Genomic DNA, 19,826 nt, shown 5'->3' on the forward strand with positions numbered 1-19,826 from the left:
ACTTTCTTCCCAAACGTGGTATGATAAGACAAACGAGGTGATCGGATGCACATCCAGTATAACATTCCAAAATTAGAGCAGATTATAAAAGATTTATCAGTTCTTACCGGAATCAGCATTTCATTTTTGGATGCCGACGGCAATCGCATTTGTAAAAGTATCAGCGAAAAAACTGATTTTTGTGAGCAAATTCAAGAAAGTAATAAAGATGCTTGCGCCTGCTCGGATCAAAGTATTATTGAGCGATGCAAAAAGAGTCTGCAGTTTGAAAGTCACATCTGCCATGCAGGACTGTGGGACGGTGCTATGCCCATTACCAAAAATGGTGTTGTTGCAGGTTTTGTATTGTTAGGTCGCATCCGTGCAACCAACTCCCCTTCTGTCCCCATTTGCAACGACGGTAACGCTCTTCTTTATCAGGATATCCCCTGTCTGCAGGATTCCCAGATAGAGAGCTTTAAGGCGCTTTTGCCCGATATCTTATTTGAAAGCGCCATCACCTTTGCTAAAAACTCCCTTGCAGATGAAGCAAAGGAATACATCACAAAAAATTTAGATTCCGATCTGAATCTAAAAGTATTATGCAGCGCACTAAACGTTTCCAAAAACAGCTTGTATCGGGTATTCCGTGAAGCTTTTGGAACAACAATCAACGAATACATTGTATTCGTTCGATTGCAAAAAGCAAAAGAGCTTTTAAAAAATTCATCTTTGCCAATATATCTGATTTGCGAAAAAGTCGGTATTCCGAACTACACCTACTTTTGTAAACTGTTTAAAAAACAGACCGGTCTTACGCCCACAGAATATAAAAAGATTTATTTTTCAAATAAAAAAACGCCCTAGGCGTTTTTTTAATTTAATGCTGAAATCAGTTTTTCAGCTTCATGCTTTACTTCCTCTTCTGTCCAGTCGGGGCTGATATGTACTATTACCGCACGAGAAAGGTAATCTAAGCTTTTAGGACACATATCCTCCGAATAAGAAAAATTCTTGTTGACTTCCATCTTAAAGGGATCCATCAAAGGATGTGCCGCACCCCTTCTCATTTTGATTGCCGCCCAGTCATTGTAAACATGCTTACCCATATTAGCAGGAATTCCCAAGCCGGCTTTTTCTGCATATTTTTTTGTTTCTTCCGCTGTCTTAAATCGCAGGAACAAAACCTGACCGCTATCTCCGTCCGGGTCGTTTACGGGCACAAAATCAAAATACGGTTTTAAATATTCCCGCATCAAAGCATTATTTTTCCTAAGGTCTGCCACAATACCATCAAGGCGCTTTAACTGCTCTCTTAAAATAGCAGCAGTAATTTCGTTGGTTCGAAACTCAGAACCGCAAAAAGGCTGTTCGGAAAAACCGTTCATCTGGTCGCCAAAGTATGCCACCGCACTGCTGTCGTGATAAATAAGCGCTTTTTCAAAAATTTCTTTGCTGTTGGTAAGCAATGCGCCGCCTTCGCCTGCGCTGATAATTTTGAAATAGTTAAACGAAAACGCACCTGCATCACCGATTGCACCCAGCATTTTCCCTTCAAAGGAAGTACCTGCAGCCTGGCAAGCATCCTCCAAAACTTTTAAATTGTGCTTTTTTGCAACATCCATTATGGCTTTCATATTGCAGGGATGTCCCTGCATATGAACCGGAACAATCGCCTTTGTTCTTTCATTGATTTTGTTTTCCACATCCAACGGGTCTAACATCAAAGACTCGTCAATTTCTGCAATAACAGGCATTGCGCCTGCGGAAACCACTGCAATCGCAGTTGCGATATAGGTATAAGCCGGAACAATTACCTCATCCCCGGGCCCGATACCCATACCGATTAAAGCAGAGGTCAGTGCTGCCATACCTGAGGTCATCAGTACTGCGTGTTCGGTGTTGAATTTTTCACGCATTTCTTTTTCGCAATTTGCGGTTTCCTGCAAAGCACCGCTGTTCACTTTAAACAGTTGCTTAGAATTTATAACTCTTGCGACCGCATCAATTTCTTCCTGTCCGATTCTATACATTTATGCGCCCTCTCTTTCTAATTTCCCAAGATTTTCTACAGTTGCCTTGATATAACGGAAATCCGCATCATCCGTAAACCGCTGTATATTACAGTTTATAAAATATCCTACTTCATAGCCACCACGGCAAAGCTCACTCTGGGTCGGAAAATACCCCTTGGTTCCATTTGCATTCGACATCAGATAAACGGTTAAATCCGGAACAGCATGATCAATGCGAAGGCCAATTTCGGAAAACATTTCAAAGGGTGATGCCACAAATGCAACATTACCGATTCTTAAAATCTTTTGCGGAATTTCTCTTTCCTGCTGCTGCACATAGTTTTCTTCGTAGGACTTTTTCACTTCCTGATAATGATTATTGGTTAAAGCTGTAAGATTTATGGCTTCTTGTCCTTTTATTTCTTCACATTTTTCACATGCCCATTCATAGCTTTCACGCGGTTGCAAGGGTAAAGACACCATGCCGTCAAAAAAGGAAACAGAGCCTTCTTTATATGTATCAATGGAATCGTAAATCCGAAGTGCATCCTTTGCCGCAACGGCACCCAATTCTTCCACATAAGTGATGTCACCTACAGTCTTACCGTTAGAAAGCCTGGGACCCGAATCACCAATGGTTCCGTTAAAAAATGCTGTTAACCCGCCGCTCTTTTGTTCTAAGGTATCGGTCATAACACCTGACCAGTCACGCGTAATTTCCTTGTTCTTGCCTGCCGCCGTACCATGACAACCATAAGCGATAATATTTCCCTTTACATTCCCTTCAGGAGTTTTGAAAGACAGAACCGTCATATTTAAGTTTACAGGTCCCCAGGAACTTTGACCCAATGTCACGGTATTGTTCATGGTTCGCTCTCTGCGGTTTACGGCAACCTTGCTTTCACCACTTGCAACGCCCATAAGCACAGGCTCTGCGTTGTTTACTGCCTCTACCGCCGCTTTCACCACGCCCGGAATAAAGATGTTTTCTGCATATTCTGTATCGAGACCGCCCCAGCCGATTTCACCACCACTTAAACACGGGCCAGAATGGGTGTGTGTTGCAGAAAGAATGATGTTCTCTTTTAAGAATCCCGTTTCTTTGCTGATTTTCTCAAAAATTTCTTCGCAAATTGTCTCCTTGATTGCACAAACGGTTGCCGAAATAAACAATGCTTTCAAATCACCCGATGTAAAAGCATACGCCGTAACTGTCAGGTCATCATGCTTGGATTCGGAATGCCAGTCAGGACAGTAACCATAAAGGCATCCACCGATTTCTGGACTGATTATTTCGCGCGCTGTGCCAAGATAAAGCTGTTTCTTCATAAAAATGCCTCCTTTGTCTTTATTGTACAATGCAAAGCAGATTTTTACAATCCTAATCCTTGCTGAAAAATTCGCAAAAATTCACTTTTTTTCTTGACATACAATTTAAGTATGCTATAATAATGCCGAGGTGAGAATATGCTGTACCAAACACTTTTGATGGGTGACCGTCCCTACTATGTTGCCTGCAATTCCTTTGAAAACGGCTTTGAAGAGCACCGACATCCCGAAATTGAATTGCATTACTGTATACAGGGTGAATACATTACCAAAATCAACAAAACCGAATACAAGGTCGCGGCAGGAGACATGGCTGTAATTGGCTCTATGACCTCACATGAGCTTCCTGCAAACCAATACGGATGCCGTGTGCTGGTTATAGAAGTGGGACCCATGCTTCTTTCGGATTATTTCGATGCCCTTTCACAAAAAACAATTTCAAATCCCATTCTGCATTTAAAGAATGACTCGTTAACGGCACTTTTAAACGAAACCGCAAAGTTCCGGTTATCTCCTACAGATTTTTCCGAGCTTCAGATTAGAGGGAATCTTTTTAAAATATGCGGACATCTTTTGAGTGAGATTGCAAACGATCAACAAACCGACCACACCTCAAAAGCACTCCGTTCAGTGGCAAGTATTGAAACGGCACTTGAAACAATTTACACCCGATACAGCGAAAACATTGACATAGAAACTGTTGCAACCCTTTGCGGGTACAGCAAAAGTAATTTCTGTAAAATTTTTAAAAATATTACGGGCGATACATTCCACAATCTTTTGAACAGTCACCGGATAAAGATTGCATGTAATCTAATTTCGGAAACAACAAACTCGATAGAAGAAATTGCCTTTAAGACCGGTTTTCCCGATTCCAAATCCTTTTGTCGGGTCTTTAAAAACATAAACAATGTCTCTCCGGGACAGTACAGAAAGCAAAAAAAGAACTGAACAGAAAAAATCCTGTTCAGTTCTTTTTTCATTCATAGAAATTACGACTTAACACCTCTTGTTGCCACTCGCGCGAAAGAGATGTGAATTTTGCAGAGAACCCGCACACGCGTACAATCAGATCCTGATAATTCTCAGGATGTTTTTGTGCATCCAAAAGCTGTTCTTTGGTGGTGCAATTCAGCTGCAGACTCTGTACGGCAGACTTTGCTGTTGCTCTTAAAAAGGCCTCACAGGTATCAAGATTCATTCGGTCAGAGGGCAAAATGATATTTACAACCGAGTTTGAACCAAGTGTAGACGCATCCAAAGCCGATAAGCTGTTTATCACGCTTGTTACAGACGGAATTTTTTTAAGTCGCGAGGGCGTTAACCCCTGCGAGAAAAACTCTCCGTTTCGTCTGCCATCAGGTGTTGCAAGGGTTTGTTCTGCCCAGAAACGGATTTCTGTATAAGTAAGATGCCCCATATGCACTTTTCTGCCAAAGCTTTCGCTCTGTCTTTCATAAATAGCAAAAAGGTCATTATTAAATCGGTTTGCAAAGGTGCAGGAAATTTCACTTCCGTCCCCCCAGCCGGGGCAAAGCAAAGCTTCACGGCGCATATTCTCTTCGCCTTCCCAGTTGTTTCTGACCGCTTCAAGCATCTCTTTTAAAGTATATTTCTTGGTATCAAACACTAAGGTTTTAATGGCAAGAAGAGAATCCACAATATTCGGAAAACCGACTAAAGTATGATATTCATCATGATATTTGCCACCGCACATGGTATAATCCTTATGCTGTTGCAAACAATTTACGAGAGTGGATGAAAAAATCGGAAATCTGTCTACCTTATGAAAAATCTGTCCCCCTTCTTTGGTTATCCATAAACGTTCGGCAACCAGCAGCTCGATATTTTCCAGAACGGTTTTGTACAATTCTTCGAAGCTTTTACAGGTATCAAACGTCTTAAAGCGCAAACCCGTCTTTTCCATTTTATCTTGTCGGTTGTGTAAGGCAAACTCAAAGGTTTTCAAAAGATTCATGTAGTTTGCGTGGTCATATTTTTCAAAATTATCCGCCATACCCCAGCAACCCGAAATGAAATAGTCGCGCGCTTCTTCTATCGTTCTGCCATTGCGACAAACCGCAGGAATCGTCGCCTCATCATTCTGATACAAAACGGTACTGGTACCTTTAATAACCGATTTATTGATTTCATCCAGATATTCTTTCGGAGAATCGGAAGCGAATCTGCACTTAATTTTGGGGAAAATGATTTTTTCTTCCCGGTTTGCCTGCAGAAAAAGCTTAGTGATGTCGTTGTACAACGGATTTCCGTCCTGGTCACAACCGCCCAAGGTATAGGTGTTTTCAAGCTCATGGTCGGCATATCCTGCCATCAGCATGTCATGGTCATAATGCATATCCCACAAAAGTAAAAACTTAGCCACTAAATCATAGGCAGATTCATAGGTCAGCACGCCTTTTTCCACATCCGCTTTGTAAAAGGGATATAAATCCACATCAATTCTGCCGAAGGTATTCGGGCCGATTCCCTCCAAAGAGCCAACCGCGACACGCATAAACGCAAGCACACAAAGTGCTTCATAGAAGCTCTGCGGTTTTTCCCAAGGAACACGCGATGCTGTTTCGGCAATAAGGGAAAGGTTGCTTTTGCACACTTCATTTGTTTCGTTTTCCAGCATTTTTTTAGCTTTTTCGCTAAATTTTTCCGCCATTTTCTTCAAGACAAGCATGCCGTGACAAACTGCATTCAAAAATTCGGTTTCTTCCGGTGCTTTGGCATTTTCAAGCTCTGCCTTTGCCTCTTCATATATACCCTTTAAGCCATGCTCTAAAATCGGACGGTTGTTGAAATTATAGTGTTGTGCTGTATCATTAAAGGGTCCGCAAATAAGATACAGTCGCTCATCGCATTGTGCTTGTCTTCGTTCGTTCAATTCTTCATTTTGTTCCCAAAAAAGATGCGCATTCCGCATATATACCCATCCGTTTGCCATGGTAAAACCATGGTTTTTTGCCCATCTTGCGCCATCGGATAAAGAGGTTAAGACACCCGTTTCATAATAAAAAGGACTGTTTTTAAACACAATCGGCTCAAACTCTTCGGCTATCACATCATACTGCAAAAGCTTCTGCTCGGTTACTGTCATATCATCTGTTGCTTTTTTGTCAAGTAAAGAAAAGCACTTTTCTGCAAAATCCTTAGAACGCTTTTCATCTCCCAACCAGTAAAACGACTTCAACTCATCGCGTAATTCCTGATAATTCATGCAATCATCTCCTTGTATTCATTATACAGTTTCCCTTACCAACTTTGCAATGGAATAAAAAGAAATTTGTAAAATACGGAAATTTTTATTGACAGCATTTAAAATTGATGCTACCATAAAATCAAGGAGGCGTTTTTTATGAATTTTCCGAAATTCAGGGTAAAAGATGTTTTGGGTGTTGTACGTTATATACCAACCACAAAGCAATGGCGTTCTGCCAACCTGCACCACATTGTCGGTATTAAGCTTAAAGGAAAGGCGCTTCACACCCTTAAAAATGACGAATTTATGTTAACCCAAAACTGCGTTTATTTTTTCAATCAAAAAGATGTATACCATGTTAAAGTATTAGAGCCAAGCGAAGCTTTTTCCATTCATTTTACAACTTTCGAGGACATTGAAACAGACAGTTTTTGCATTCCCCTTTCTGCGCCCGATACATTTGTGTCTGTTTTGCAAAAAGCGGAAACGGCACAAAAGAACGGAGAAGAACTACTGCTTGTTTCGCTATTATATCAATTTTTAGCAGAGCTTGAATCGGTGCACCGGAAAAAATATTTTCCAAAAGATAAGCGCATGACAGATGCTAAAAGCTATATAGATACGCATTTTACCGACTGTGATTGCCTGGAAAAAGCGATTGAAAACAGCCAAATCACTGCGCGACGTTTTGGCGAACTCTTCCGTGTCAATTTCGGTACAACACCCAACCGTTACATCACCTTTAAACGGATTGAATATGCCAAAAGCCTGCTTTTGACCAAAACCGTTTCGGTAAGCGATGTTGCAACCCTTTGCGGATACTCAGACATTTATTATTTCAGTAAGGTCTTTAAAAAAGAAACAGGGGTTTCGCCGATTAAATGGAACTAAGTATTCCGTGTGTTCGTTGACAAATAGCGCCTTTTATGTTATAGTAAATGAAAAGAGAGGCGACCTGAATGAAACAAGACCAAAAACTTGCTTTTATATACACACTGTTACATTTTTTAGTCGATTTTACCACTATTTTTCTGGTTTGCAAGGTATTAACCGGTCCGATTGTGGGATTAGCAAACCATTCCTTTGTATTTATTATATATAACCTCGTGGCATTTGCAGGACAGCTACCTATCGGTATCCTTTTGGATTTCCTGCAAAAGAACAGGCTTGTGGCAGCGGCCGGCTGTGCGCTTTCGGGCATTGCGTTCCCGCTATCCTTTGTTTTTCCGTGGCTTGCCTGCTTTATAGGTGCTTTGGGAAACGGTGCATTTCATATTGGTGCCGGTGCTGACATTTTGAAGATGAGTATGCCAAAAGCCGGGCTTTCAGGCATTTTTGTAAGCAGTGGCGCGCTTGGTGTGTGGCTTGCATACAAAGCCTCCGGCACATTTTTTCTTTATTTCTGTCCCTTTGTGATGTTTTTAGCTACTGCTTACCTTTTGCTTTCAAAAAACCTCGGGTCGGACAGAAAATTTGCGAAGATATATTTTACAAATCCAAAGCCCCTTGTTATAACCGCAGTTTTGTGTTTTAGTCTGACAATCATAATTCGCTCTTTTTTGGGTATGGTGATGTCTTTTTCATGGAAGGCAGTTCCGTATCTGTCTTTGCTGTCTGTTTTGGCTGTATTTGGCGGAAAAGCAGTGGGCGGCCTTCTTGGAGACGGACTCGGCTATACAAGGACCGCTGTTTTGTCCCTTGGCATTTCTTTTGTTACGTTCCTTTTCGCCTTTGAATTCCCCTTTATGGGTATTCTTGCCATTTTTTGCTTTAACATGACCATGCCGTTAACCCTTACAGCGATTGCCGGACTTTGCAGACAAAAATACGGGTTTGCGTTCGGACTTACCACCTTCGCGTTGGCGTTAGGCTTTATTCCGGTTGTTTTCGGAGCAGGCAATTTTTTCGGTATGCCTATGTTACTTCTTTGTGTAGGACTTTCATTGTTTCTTCTCGTTTTTGGCTACTTGCTTTTGGACAAAATGCAAGGAGTTGCTAAAAAATGATATGGATACTGCATATATTGCTTTTCAATTTAACAATTGTTCTTTTAACCGAGCTGACTCTTGGCTTTTTTCTGGGTGCAACATCACTTAAAAAACTGCTCACACTTGCTCTGGCTAATATCATAACCAATCCCGTTGTTGTATTGTCATCGCTTTCTCTGACGCTTTTTTTAAGTACATTTCACCCCATTGGTCTTTTGATTTTAGAGCTTCTTGCTTTTCTTACAGAAGGGTTTATATTTTCAAAGTGTCATGTTTCTAATACTAAAAATCCGTATATTATTTCACTCCTTCTAAATGTTGCCTCATTTGGAATTGGTGAAATTATAAATATTATCTTTTAAAAAGGAAGGACAAAAAATGAAGAAAACAGTATTACTTTTAGTTTTAGTTACTCTGCTTATTTCAGGGAATGTTATAAACATTCTGGCAGATGCAGTAGCCTATGATATGGATCCTGCCGGCTACTATGTATATGTCCTGACCCCTGACGGTGGCTTGAATATGCGAAGCGGTCCGGGCACCAATTATAACAAGGTGTTGGAATCCCCCATCCCTGACTATGAAAAGCTTTATATTGAATATACCTCAGGCAACTGGGGCTATACCTCTTATAATGGCACCCATGGTTGGGTTGCTCTGGTGCAGACAACCACCACACCTCCTGCTCCCCAGCCTGCGCCGCAACAACCGGTTGAAGCACCTGTAACAAAACCAGCTGAACCTACGACGCCCGATGAACCGGACGAGGTTATGCCGATAGCAGAACCGGAAACAGAACAACAGCAAAACGTTTCCGAAACCGCTGAGCCTGCCGGTGCAACAGAAAATATGCAATCTCCCCTTATGGGACAAATTCTTTTGATTGCCATCCTGGTTCTTCTGGTTGTAATCATTGCAATTTTGCTTATCATTATCATCAATATGAAATCCAAAAAATAAATTAGAAAAGACACCTTACGGTGTCTTTTTTTTGTGCTCTATTCTGAAATATATGTTGCCGGTTATCTGTTCGCCCAAAAGATACTTTCCGTACTTTGCATCCTCCACAAGCTTAAATCTTGTGTCAAAAATCGGTGTCGCATTCGCATCATTTAAACAAACCATAGCGTCGCAATCCTTTTCGCTGAAAAGTCTGACCGTTGCATCCTTTAATCCTCCGATGGAAATGCTTCTTCGGAATCTTGCATTTACAGGCGGTGCTTCACGGCAGGAAATTACGCCATCTTTCTGTTCCACATAAACGCGACATTCTCTGTGTTCGCTTCGTGAAAAACGATAGGTAGAAAATCCGTCCTTGATTTCAGTTTCCATTCCGCACAAAATCGGCGCACCTAATGGAAATTTAAAGCATGTCTCGGTTGTGGTATCTGGGTTATATGCCGAGAAAATCCATGCATTATCGCTTTTGGATATTGTCATAGCAGGAGGCTTTGGAGAAGAAGGCTTTAGGTTGAATTTTATGCTGTGACCAAAGGTTCCCCATGCCTGTTGTAGCGCAGACGGTACATCCGACACATCCACTTTAATCAGATTTTTAAAGTTGCTTACCGCCTCTAATTTTTGGGCTGTACCGTACAAAATCACACCAATACCTTTGTTCCCGAATTCAGCAAGCTTTTCAGCAACCGCACTGTTCAAGGGAACAGGTGTTATAAGTGTAGAGTTTTTATATAAATCTGTATCGTGATTTAAAAAGGAATCCGTAGAGGTTACACAACAAAGGGGAAAACCGTTATTTATTGCCGCCGATACAAAACGGTCGCCTTCGTTCATTTCCTTTAAAAGATTCTCATCTTCTGCCGTTGTAAATTCACGCATGGGATAGACCCAAACTAATGGTGCAATCGAATCGGGGGCATCCTTTTCAGCTTTTAAAATGTGCGGCAAGGGTTCATTTACACAGCAATCCGGCATATCGCCATAGGAATTGTCAATGGATAAAATATTGAATTTGTTTGCAGTTTCAATTGTCCCCTCTTTTGTAATTCTGGAGATTGCCATGGGCAGATAAATGTCATACGGCATTCCATCGTAGCGATCATACCAGGGAGAATTCACCCACCAGGGGTCATGCAAATAGTACCGGAACGGAAAGCTTTCGTTCGGAAGCTCACAGATTCTTGTCATGTGCCCCATGATTTCAAGGCCAAAATCATCGTTTAATGCCGCCCATGGTGAGTTAGGCGGTGCAGTAATATTGAGGTCAGCATTGTAAATATCGTAAAGCGGAACGCCATCACTGGCATAATCTATACCAACTGAATTATTTGTACCTCTCGTTTCCAACGGAATGTCGCAAGCATCCCGAAACAGCTTCCAGAATGCAAATACCTTTTCTTTGGTAGCCTGCAATTTTTCAGGATAATAAGTTTTCCCGTCAAAGATTTTACCCGTTTTCTTCCAGGGGTCTGCACTAAAGCCTAAGCCGTTTGACAGCCACAGATAATCAAAACCCATATCCTTTAAAAAGCAATTGGACTGCATTCCGAGAAATGTCCCAAAAGGCGTGCCTTGCGGAATGCCGTTCGGGTATGCTGCATAGTGAAAATTGTCTGCATTTAAGGTTGCGGTCGCATCCACAAACCCGAGTCTATCCACCGCGGATGCACCTAAACATTCTTTGTGACGATTATATTTAAAATCAGACACAGCAAATTCGGGACCGATATCAAAGGTTTCTCCCACACGGACTGTGGCATTCGGAAAAGCTTTGCGCCCCTCCTCCTTAAAGGAGGAAATAATTGTTTTTAAAATTCCATAGGTCATTTTTGGCGGATTTTTGATGTAATCCACCTTCCGTTCATGCAAAGAGGTTTCAAGGGGTGTATCTTGATCCTGATACGGCAGATTCGCAGTACCCATAAATTGGCACCACTCAAAGGGCGCATTTAAATCACCTGCATAATCTAAAATTTCACTACCGTCACCCACCCACAGCATAATGGAAATGATTTCTCTGTTTTTAAGGAGCGGTCTCCATTGCTCGAATACACCTGCGCACACTTTACGGATGAAAGCTTTGTCCGTCTGTTTAAAGGGTTTTAAGCTTATTTCAAGAGTTACATTTTTAAACATATTCTTCACCTTACTTCAACCAATTCTATACCGCTGATTTTTGCAAATTTTCGTAAAGTTTCCATATGATGGCCGATACCTAGTGCCAGATGATGTGTAGGCCCTGCCTCGCACCAACGGGATAAAAACGTACCAATCGGACAATTAAAGCTTACACGGGTATTGGTGTTGCCGGTTTGCGGAATTTCGCCCGGTAAAGATTCGCCCTCTGCCGCAATCATACGGAATTTACCATTTCTGTCAAGAGAAATGCTCAGGAGCGTAACAGGACCTGATTGAATGGAAAATTCCACACCGATACCGCTGCCTGACTTTCCATGGTATTTTTTTAATTTCCGAAGTCTTGGCTTGCCTTCTGCGATAGCCGTATTGTGCGGACCGTCATGCCCGATTAAAACCACATCACTTTCGGTATCAAAGGGATGAATTTCGGCAAAGGAACCGCCACCGCCAATGTTTTTCATAATCAGCATTGCCGCTGCGGTTTTAAGGTCGGCCTCGCCCGCTAAAGGAACGCCTGACGAGGTAAGAAGAGTGTTTCCGATAATTAAGTTTGCGGCAATTTGTTCGTAAGGGTTTCCGGGTTCACTCTTGTAGTAGTACGCAAGGGCAGAAAGCTTATTTGTATTCACCAGTTTTTTAAGCGCAACAGCTTGTCTTGCAGAAAATGCAAAGTCTTCTTTTTGAACATAATCGGTCAACGGGTCCACGGACGGGTCGCAAATTTCAAAAATACTTTTGATTTCTTCAATCTGTTCATCAATTTCCGATTCGGTTGCCGCCTCTGAAAGTTTAACAAGCTCGCACATTTCAAGCATTTTCACATGTGCGCCAAAGGTTGCGGTAAATGCTGTAGGATCGGTGTGCATATCATACATACCCTCGTAAGTGTGTCCTAAATAGCCAATGGTTTCATACTTAAAGCCTGCCATGGCAACTGCCGCAAGCACCCACCCTTTTACCTGTTCTTTAATATATTCTTCCTGCGAAGAAGAAGCCACTATGCACGGCGGAATGTCTCTGCCCATTCTCTCATAAACCCCTGCAATTTCAGGCATAGCACAAACATCGTCGTTTGCAAGTTGCATGTAAGTGGTTGTATGAGAGTAGTCCAAATGTGTCAGAGGTTGAATACCCACAAGTACCTGCGGAATATCCAGATATCTTGCAAAGGGTGCGCAAACTGCAGAGGGTACATAGGTAGAAAGCAGAACAAACAATAAGTCCGCATCCTCTTTTTTTAGTGCCCTTACCGCATCAAATGCCCCTTCTGCACAATCAATGTAACCTATGTCCACCACCTCGCATACACGCGCATCTAAATATTTTTTAAAATGCGTTGTCTTTTGCATCAGTTCTTCTTTCAAACCCTCAAACTGCTGAAAATAGATATAATGACCTAAAGAAACAACTGCAATCTTTGCTTTTTTCATACCACATACCTCCTAGTTTATATTCGTATGTTAGCACAAAACGCAACAAGAATCAATGGAATTTCATGATGTTTATAGCACAATATGTCCATCATTTATTGACATTTGTTTCGCGTTTTGCTACAATGAGAACGGGGGTGAAATTATGAAAAGCACGGAAAATTTTTATTTTGACATCAAACGAATCAATGTTGCACATGAATTTGTGCTCAATCAAAAAGATAAATGCGAATATTTAAACAGTCGAAAGTTTTATGGTGTTATTTACGCCCTTTCCGGAGAAGCGGAATACCGTTTTTCAGACGGCAATCGTCTTACAATCAGAGAAGGCGAAGTCCTTCTGCTCTCACCAAAAGCTACGTACGCCATTGTCACCACAAAACCTTTTAAACATTTCACCGTCAATTTTGAACTGCATATATCTACTTCCAATCTTTCTTTTTTTACAGATGATTTTTGTTTGTTGCACACCGAAAACAGCGAATGGTATCGCCACACCTTTAAAGAACTGGTTACCCACTGGCAAAACAGAAAATCAAGTTATGAAATGCGTGCAACGGCATCCCTTTATCATCTTCTAGCGTTCTTGTGTACGGAAATTCATGAACAAAAATACAACACCGCCTCACACTTAAGACTCCGCCCCGTAAAAGAATACATTGAGCAGAACTTTAACCGTAATATTTCTCTTAATCTGCTTGCAAATTACGCCAGCATGAGCACAACCCATTTCAGACGCGAATGGACAAAAATATATGGCACATCACCCCTGCAATACAGAGATACTTTACGTTTAAGCTATGCCAAAGAATATCTTTTAACCGGCTATTATTCGGTAACCGAGGTGGCAGAAAAATGCGGATTTGAGGATACAAACTACTTTATCCGTTTTTTCAAAAAACACACAGGAATTACACCAAAACTCTTCAGCAAACTATAAAAATCCGTCCGTTTGGGCGGATTTTTTATGCCAGATTATCCTGAATGTCCTTTACCCGAATTTCGCGAAGCGGTTTGTTTTGCTTTACAGAAAGCGCCGCTGCAACACCTGCCGCTTCCCCGATGCCCATACATATCGGCATCGCACGGAAATTAGAGTGCGCCATATGTGTTCCCGAAATATTTCTGCCCGAAAGCAACAGTCCGTCTGTTTCAACCGGAACTAAGCATCCGTAGGGAATGGTATAGCCATTCTTCTGGTTAAAATGATCCTGGCATCCGGTTTTATCAAGTCCTGCACCTGTGATGTTATGCACATCGAAATTAAAATGTGCGTCATAAACCACCGCATCGGGATGCTGTATCGCTTCTAAAATTTCTTGTTCTGTAATGGTTTTTATCCCTTTAAAATGACGGGTTTCACGCACACCCATCAAAGATGCACTGCCGACAACATAGCAGTTTTCATAGCCGGGCACATATTCTCTTAAGAAATTAACAATCTCGGGCATTTGCTTACGACACACAATTTCTGCGTACGTAAGGCTTTCTGCACTTGTTCCGTCAATATCTGTTACGTTGGTCATATTGCAGGTTACAATGCCGGGAATTGTGGATTTGTAGAGCAATACATGTCCTGCAGGTGCAGGCAATTTTTCTTTCGCAAGTGCTTGCAACTCCCCTTTTTCAGTATGCACAAGAGTTTCAAAGGAACGCGGGAAAACAGCCCTTTCCATATCCACACCGCCCACCTTGAACATCAGGGTCGCCGGCTGCATTTTATGGTCTGTTTCTCTGCCTAAAATATACTCCGCACCACATTTATATGCCACATCACCGTCACCGGTCGCATCCACAACCGCCTTTGCATAAAATGCCGAAAAACCGTCCTTGTTCAAACATACAACACCTTTTAAGCATTTGCCTTCCATGATTACATCACAAACGGTTGTGTACAGTAATATGTCCACATCGGCTTCTTCCAGCATTTCGATATAGGTTAAAGTTAAATATTCAGGGTCAATAACGATGGTTTTTACACCTTGCTCAAAAAGATTCTTTTGAGCTGCTCTTTCTAAAGTCTCGTGATACAGACGGTTGCCCACGTTTCCGGTAAAATGGCTCATCATACCGGCTGTGGAAATACCGCCGACTCTGCCACAGCTTTCAATCAGCAAGGTTTTTGCTCCACACCTGCCTGCCATAACAGCCGCCGCAATTCCCGCAGGTCCCGAGCCTGCCACAATCACATCATAAGTTTTTTCATTCTGAATTTTAACTTCATACTGCATATCAAACACCTCCTAGTCTATTTTTGATTATAGAGGATTCATCTTAAATTGTCAAGCAAAAAAGACATCCTCTGCCCGAGAATGCCTTTAGCACAAAATTATATAACAATCGTAACGGTTTTGGTGTTTTTATCAAAAGAAACTTTATTTTCGAAAATGGTTTTATTTTCCGTTTCTATCTCAATATCGTATTCACCGTAAAAGCCCGAAAACCGAACCGTTCCTTCAACGGTATTTTGCAAAACAGAAGTGTTCCATTCCCGTTTAATCAAATTTTCTAACGCGTAGTAAGATTTCTTTTTACGCACATTTTCGTCAATCAGACAGCCCCTGCAGTTGCCCTCGCTTTCCCAGGCATCACCGTCTTTGGGATTCCAGTAGACAATGCCCTGCATATTCGGAATGCTGAACCACAATCTGTAAAGCTTATCTAAAATTTCTGCCTGTATTTCTTCGCCGACTTCCCTGCTCATATTTTCATAAACAGTCGGAATGGTGATTTCGGTAATGTACATAGGAAGATGAAGGGACGACATCTTTTGATATGTGTTGTAGATATTCTGCGGTATTGCTTCGCCTAAAAGCAGTCGCTCTTTGCAGGATTTCCCGTCAAAAAAATGGAACTGGAAGCCGATGGAATCCAGACGTATTCCTTGCTCTAAAAGCTTTTTGTTTTCGCTATAATACCTAAGCGCCTCTTTACCGTAGTTAACCTGCGTCGCTTCATTTCTTTCTAAGACACACTTGTCTGAAAAAATCTCACCTGCATTTTTAAGCATCCAGCTCACAAAATCCTCAATCGGCTCGGGAAACCAATCCATGTTGCTCCAGCTTCCGTTTTGTTCGTAGGATTCATTCACCACATCAAATACACCAAATTTTCCGTCATACCTCTCAGCGACCGCGTGTACATATTTAAGCCACCGCTCTTTCAGAATTTTAGCATCTTTGGGTAACCAATCGGGACACCAGCGGCCGCAAAAAAGCGGTTGTCCTTTGGCTTTCATGCCGTTCTCTTCCGCAAACCGAAGTACGCGGTCAGAGGGCGGTCTTCGATAAATCTCTTCACTTCCCTCTTCAAAACGGAATTTGCCGGGCTTAGTTTCCATCACACCCCAACAAAAGGTTGTGGTCACGAAATTAAAAAGATTTGTGATTGCATCCCGATACGCCTGCTCTTTTTCGCCCATGTTTCCAAGCATCAGCACGCTTGTGCCAAAGTCAAAGGCGTGTTTTTCCTGTTTGGCATAAAGCTTTGCCCGAACAGGATTCCCGTCCTTATCCACCACACGGATTTCGAATTTTCCCTTACGATATTTTTCGATATTTGCATCTATTTCAGGCTTTAACACCTCGAAAGATTTACGAAAATTTTCCAATGCTTCTTTCATCCTCTTCACCACCCACTTATTTCACCTTTATTATAAAGATTTTAGAAATGAATGTCAAGTATTTGAAGATGTGAACAGGTTTCTCAAATCTTCAATTTTATTTATGTCCGGCACTTTAAATTCTTCTGCTTTTTTGTCAAGTGCAGAATATTTATGTGTTCCCATGGCATGATATGGAAGCAATTCGATTTTCTCAGGATATCCGTTTACATCAAAAAAAGCTTTGACAGTTTTCATTTCTTCTTCCGTATCATTTACACCGGGAATAATCGGAATTCTGACCCAAACCGAAGCTTTTGCTTTTAAAAGTCCCGAAAGATTTTCTAAAATCCGTTCATTCCCTGTGCCTGTGTATTCTTCATGGATTTTAGACTCCATGGCCTTAATGTCATACAAAAAAACATCGGTATATGGCAGTATCTTTTCAAAATATGTCCACGGGACATGTCCTGCGGTATCAACCGCTGTATGTATTCCGTTTTCTTTGCATTTTTTGAGAATTTCAGCCAAAAAATCAATCTGCAGCATGCATTCTCCGCCCGAAAGTGTAACGCCACCGCCTGAATTTTCGTAAAAAGGTTTATCTTTTATTACCTCTTCCAACACTTCATCGACACGATATTCTTTCCCGCAGATTTCCTTTGCATCGTTTAAACAGAAAAAGTTTGCATCAGCTATTGTTAAATCTTTGCATCTGCCACAGCCTGAGCACTTATCTTTATAAAACAGTATTTCTTTTTTGGCACTTTGGCTTTCGGGATTGTGGCACCATTTACATTTTAGATTGCAACCCTTGAAAAATACAGTTGTACGTATTCCCGGACCGTCCACAAAGGAATTCCGTTCTATGTCAAAAATCAATGCTTTCATTCCATTACCTCTCGTACCGCTGAATGATAGAATCCTGTATACACGCATTTAATTTTGTGAAATAATCAGAGTATCCGGTCACTCTTACTTTAAGATGCTTATATTCATCCGGAACAGCTTTGGCGTTTAGCAATTCTTCTTTTGTTACATAATTAAGCTGGAATTGCATACCGCCTTTTTTAAGAAATGTTTCGAGCATCAAAGCAGTCTTTTCAAACACCTCATCATTTTCTAAATATGCGTAATCGAGATTAAAATTGGTAACCGTTGCGCTTGAAATTCCGTGTGGGTCAAATTTAGATATGGAATTCATCAATGCAGAAAGTCCGTTTCTGTCTTTTCCGCCGATCTGGAAAATTCCATAACTTAAAGGTGTGCCTGCATATCTACCGTCAGGCGTTGCTTTGGTATCTTCGCCAAACCATTTAAAATGAAATTGATATCCGGTATGGTCACCCAATAACACGGGATATCCGAAGACTGTTTTTTTATCTTTGATGTACTTATAAAGTGTATCATAGAAAAGCTTTGCCACATAATTTGAAATTTCGCAGTCGTTTCCGAAAAAATCTCCTTTTTTCAAAATTTCAAATCGTAACGCTTCAAAGCCGTCCCAGTTTGCACAAAGTGCGTCCAAAAGCTCCTGCATTTTGATTCTTTTTTCATCAAAAACAAATTGTTTTATGATGGCAAGACTGTCAATTACTGTCACATTTCCAAGAAACATAATGGTCGAGATTGCATAATCTGCACCACCCTGTGTTGTACTTTTTCCATTTTTAATACTGCTGTTCATCAGCAAACAGCTTACATAGTTTATATCTCTGCTTCGTCCGAGGTTATACAAATCATCTAAGTGATATATTCTATCTAAATCCTTATAAAGCTGGTCTTTGAATACAGCATAAAATTCTTCAAAAGTTTTTGCGTGTACAATTTCTGCACTGCGGTCATGCAGAACGGTCTCTACCGAATGGGCAAGATTTGCGTGCGATGTGCTGGCACACATTCCGCCTAAAAGTGCAGGTTCATTGCAACCGACCAATGTGTAGTTGATTGCTTCAGAATACGGCAATCCGCATACTTTTGTATATGCTTGTATTCTTTTATCATCATTTGTAAAAGCAATTCGCTTGTGCTTATCGTTTCGTTCGCACTGTAGCACATATTTTAAAACTTCTGTTGGTGTATCATTTGTCCATCTGAGTGTTACCTCCGGAATATCGGTCGGAAGCTCCATCAAACTATCTACAATGAGCTTTGACACCTCATTATAACAGTCCTTTTTATCAATATCGCGTCCGCCAATACAAAAATGAGATTGTCCGCCACGACTAAAGCCGTAAGACTCAATCGGCGTTACCGCCTGTACCATCAAAAGCAACTCCTGAATATATACTTTTGCTTCCGTTTCGGTAAGTATCCCCTTTTCAATGTCGCGGAAATAAAAGCTTGAGAGATATCTGTCTAAAGTTCCTAAGCTATCGGGAATTAAACTGAAGCACACATAAATGGCAAGCACCGCTTCATAAAAGGTTTTAGGTGCTCCGTTTGCTATGTTTAAAAGAGCACCGGAAAGCTTTTTAAGATTTTCCCGATATTCCTTTTCTTCTACGGTCTTAGAAAATTCCTCAACCAGACCCGAGCATTTCTTTATCCACAAAATAAAGGTTTCTGCTATTTTTTTTAGGTCTTGTAAAAAAAGAATTCTGTCCGGCTCTGTATGTGACTCAATGGACTTTTCGATTTCTTTCATTACACCGGTCATGCCGCCGGACAAAACCGTTCTGTAGTCTGCAGTACCGTGCTGCCAGTCCATAGAGGAAAGATTGTCAACCTTTTTACAGTAAAATTCATGTAAGACTTTATCCGTATACGGATGCCCACCTCGATGGAAAATATTTCCGATAACCGAAGCATCAAAATTGAAAAAGCCTGTTAACGCTGAGTACTTTGTTATTTTCGGTTGCTGATTCAGAATAAATTCACATATTCTTTTTACATCCTTTTCGTGTTCGGGCAACAGTAAATCCATTCTGTCATAATCCGTTTTAACCGGATTGACATACATTTGTCCGCTTAAGGTAAGCTCCGCAAGCTTTTGAATTCTTTTATCCATAACAAAACACCTCTTAACTTATGATATCTACCTTATATTAACATATTTATAAAAGAATTGTAAATACACATTATTTTCCTTTTGTCCTTTTTAAAACTTTATCTTCTTGACATTTTCAAGAAAATATGTTTAAATAAATTTGTAATAAGGTTATAAAAGGGGAA

At 41.1% G+C, this 19,826-nt stretch carries 16 protein-coding genes; 7 read left to right on the forward strand and 9 right to left on the reverse strand.

The features are described 5' to 3' along the window. Positions 1-45 precede the first annotated feature (45 nt). On the forward strand, positions 46-846 hold the full coding sequence (locus IJE10_03780) for a helix-turn-helix domain-containing protein (GenBank protein ID MBQ2967227.1): 801 nt from the start codon (positions 46-48) through the stop codon (positions 844-846). 8 nt (positions 847-854) lie between these two features. Here IJE10_03780 and IJE10_03785 read toward each other — a convergent pair whose 3' ends face one another. Both IJE10_03785 and IJE10_03790 read right to left on the reverse strand, forming a co-directional pair. Beyond that, positions 855-2,012 (reverse strand): DegT/DnrJ/EryC1/StrS family aminotransferase, encoded by a 1,158-nt coding sequence (locus IJE10_03785; protein ID MBQ2967228.1) that lies wholly within the window; start codon positions 2,010-2,012, stop codon positions 855-857. Next, positions 2,013-3,323: a neutral/alkaline non-lysosomal ceramidase N-terminal domain-containing protein gene (locus tag IJE10_03790; GenBank protein MBQ2967229.1), complete on the reverse strand. Its 1,311-nt coding sequence runs from the start codon at positions 3,321-3,323 to the stop codon at positions 2,013-2,015. Positions 3,324-3,461: 138 nt separating this feature from the next. Here IJE10_03790 and IJE10_03795 point away from each other — a divergent pair, with 138 nt between their 5' ends. Further along, positions 3,462-4,274: a helix-turn-helix transcriptional regulator gene (locus tag IJE10_03795; GenBank protein MBQ2967230.1), complete on the forward strand. Its 813-nt coding sequence runs from the start codon at positions 3,462-3,464 to the stop codon at positions 4,272-4,274. A gap of 28 nt (positions 4,275-4,302) precedes the next feature. On the opposite strand, the gene IJE10_03800 is transcribed toward IJE10_03795, so the two are convergent. Beyond that, positions 4,303-6,552, reverse strand: a complete 2,250-nt coding sequence (locus IJE10_03800) for a hypothetical protein (GenBank protein ID MBQ2967231.1) — start codon at positions 6,550-6,552, stop codon at positions 4,303-4,305. A gap of 138 nt (positions 6,553-6,690) precedes the next feature. Here IJE10_03800 and IJE10_03805 point away from each other — a divergent pair, with 138 nt between their 5' ends. From IJE10_03805 to IJE10_03820, 4 genes are all read left to right on the forward strand, one after another. Then, positions 6,691-7,425 (forward strand): helix-turn-helix transcriptional regulator, encoded by a 735-nt coding sequence (locus IJE10_03805; GenBank protein MBQ2967232.1) that lies wholly within the window; start codon positions 6,691-6,693, stop codon positions 7,423-7,425. Positions 7,426-7,493: 68 nt separating this feature from the next. Then, positions 7,494-8,540: a hypothetical protein gene (locus IJE10_03810; protein ID MBQ2967233.1), complete on the forward strand. Its 1,047-nt coding sequence runs from the start codon at positions 7,494-7,496 to the stop codon at positions 8,538-8,540. Continuing rightward, positions 8,537-8,884, forward strand: a complete 348-nt coding sequence (locus IJE10_03815) for a hypothetical protein (GenBank protein MBQ2967234.1) — start codon at positions 8,537-8,539, stop codon at positions 8,882-8,884. The genes IJE10_03810 and IJE10_03815 overlap by 4 nt, the downstream gene beginning before the upstream one ends. Before the next feature lie 16 nt (positions 8,885-8,900). Beyond that, complete coding sequence (locus IJE10_03820) at positions 8,901-9,482, forward strand: hypothetical protein (GenBank protein MBQ2967235.1); 582 nt, start codon at positions 8,901-8,903, stop codon at positions 9,480-9,482. 15 nt (positions 9,483-9,497) lie between these two features. Here IJE10_03820 and IJE10_03825 read toward each other — a convergent pair whose 3' ends face one another. After that, the gene (locus IJE10_03825; GenBank protein MBQ2967236.1) at positions 9,498-11,618 is read right to left on the reverse strand and encodes a hypothetical protein; all 2,121 of its coding nucleotides are present in this window, start codon (positions 11,616-11,618) and stop codon (positions 9,498-9,500) included. 5 nt (positions 11,619-11,623) lie between these two features. Then, the gene (locus tag IJE10_03830; protein ID MBQ2967237.1) at positions 11,624-13,051 is read right to left on the reverse strand and encodes an L-fucose/L-arabinose isomerase family protein; all 1,428 of its coding nucleotides are present in this window, start codon (positions 13,049-13,051) and stop codon (positions 11,624-11,626) included. Between the two features lie 145 nt (positions 13,052-13,196). Here IJE10_03830 and IJE10_03835 point away from each other — a divergent pair, with 145 nt between their 5' ends. Further along, positions 13,197-13,991 carry a helix-turn-helix transcriptional regulator gene (locus tag IJE10_03835; GenBank protein ID MBQ2967238.1) on the forward strand — a complete coding sequence of 265 codons (795 nt, stop codon included), beginning with the start codon at positions 13,197-13,199 and terminating at the stop codon, positions 13,989-13,991. 25 nt (positions 13,992-14,016) lie between these two features. On the opposite strand, the gene IJE10_03840 is transcribed toward IJE10_03835, so the two are convergent. The 4 genes from IJE10_03840 to IJE10_03855 all read right to left on the reverse strand — a co-directional run bounded on the left by IJE10_03840 (position 14,017) and on the right by IJE10_03855 (position 19,662). Further along, positions 14,017-15,282, reverse strand: coding sequence for an FAD-dependent oxidoreductase (locus IJE10_03840; protein ID MBQ2967239.1), 1,266 nt, complete (start codon positions 15,280-15,282; stop codon positions 14,017-14,019). Between the two features lie 98 nt (positions 15,283-15,380). Beyond that, on the reverse strand, positions 15,381-16,673 hold the full coding sequence (locus IJE10_03845; protein ID MBQ2967240.1) for an endo-1,4-beta-xylanase: 1,293 nt from the start codon (positions 16,671-16,673) through the stop codon (positions 15,381-15,383). A gap of 54 nt (positions 16,674-16,727) precedes the next feature. Further along, the gene (locus IJE10_03850; protein MBQ2967241.1) at positions 16,728-17,543 is read right to left on the reverse strand and encodes a glycyl-radical enzyme activating protein; all 816 of its coding nucleotides are present in this window, start codon (positions 17,541-17,543) and stop codon (positions 16,728-16,730) included. A gap of 4 nt (positions 17,544-17,547) precedes the next feature. Further along, positions 17,548-19,662, reverse strand: a complete 2,115-nt coding sequence (locus tag IJE10_03855; protein ID MBQ2967242.1) for a hypothetical protein — start codon at positions 19,660-19,662, stop codon at positions 17,548-17,550. Between the last annotated feature and the right edge of the window lie 164 nt (positions 19,663-19,826).

This window comes from Clostridia bacterium, from assembly GCA_017410375.1.
Taxonomy (GTDB): domain Bacteria; phylum Bacillota; class Clostridia; order RGIG6154; family RGIG6154; genus RGIG6154.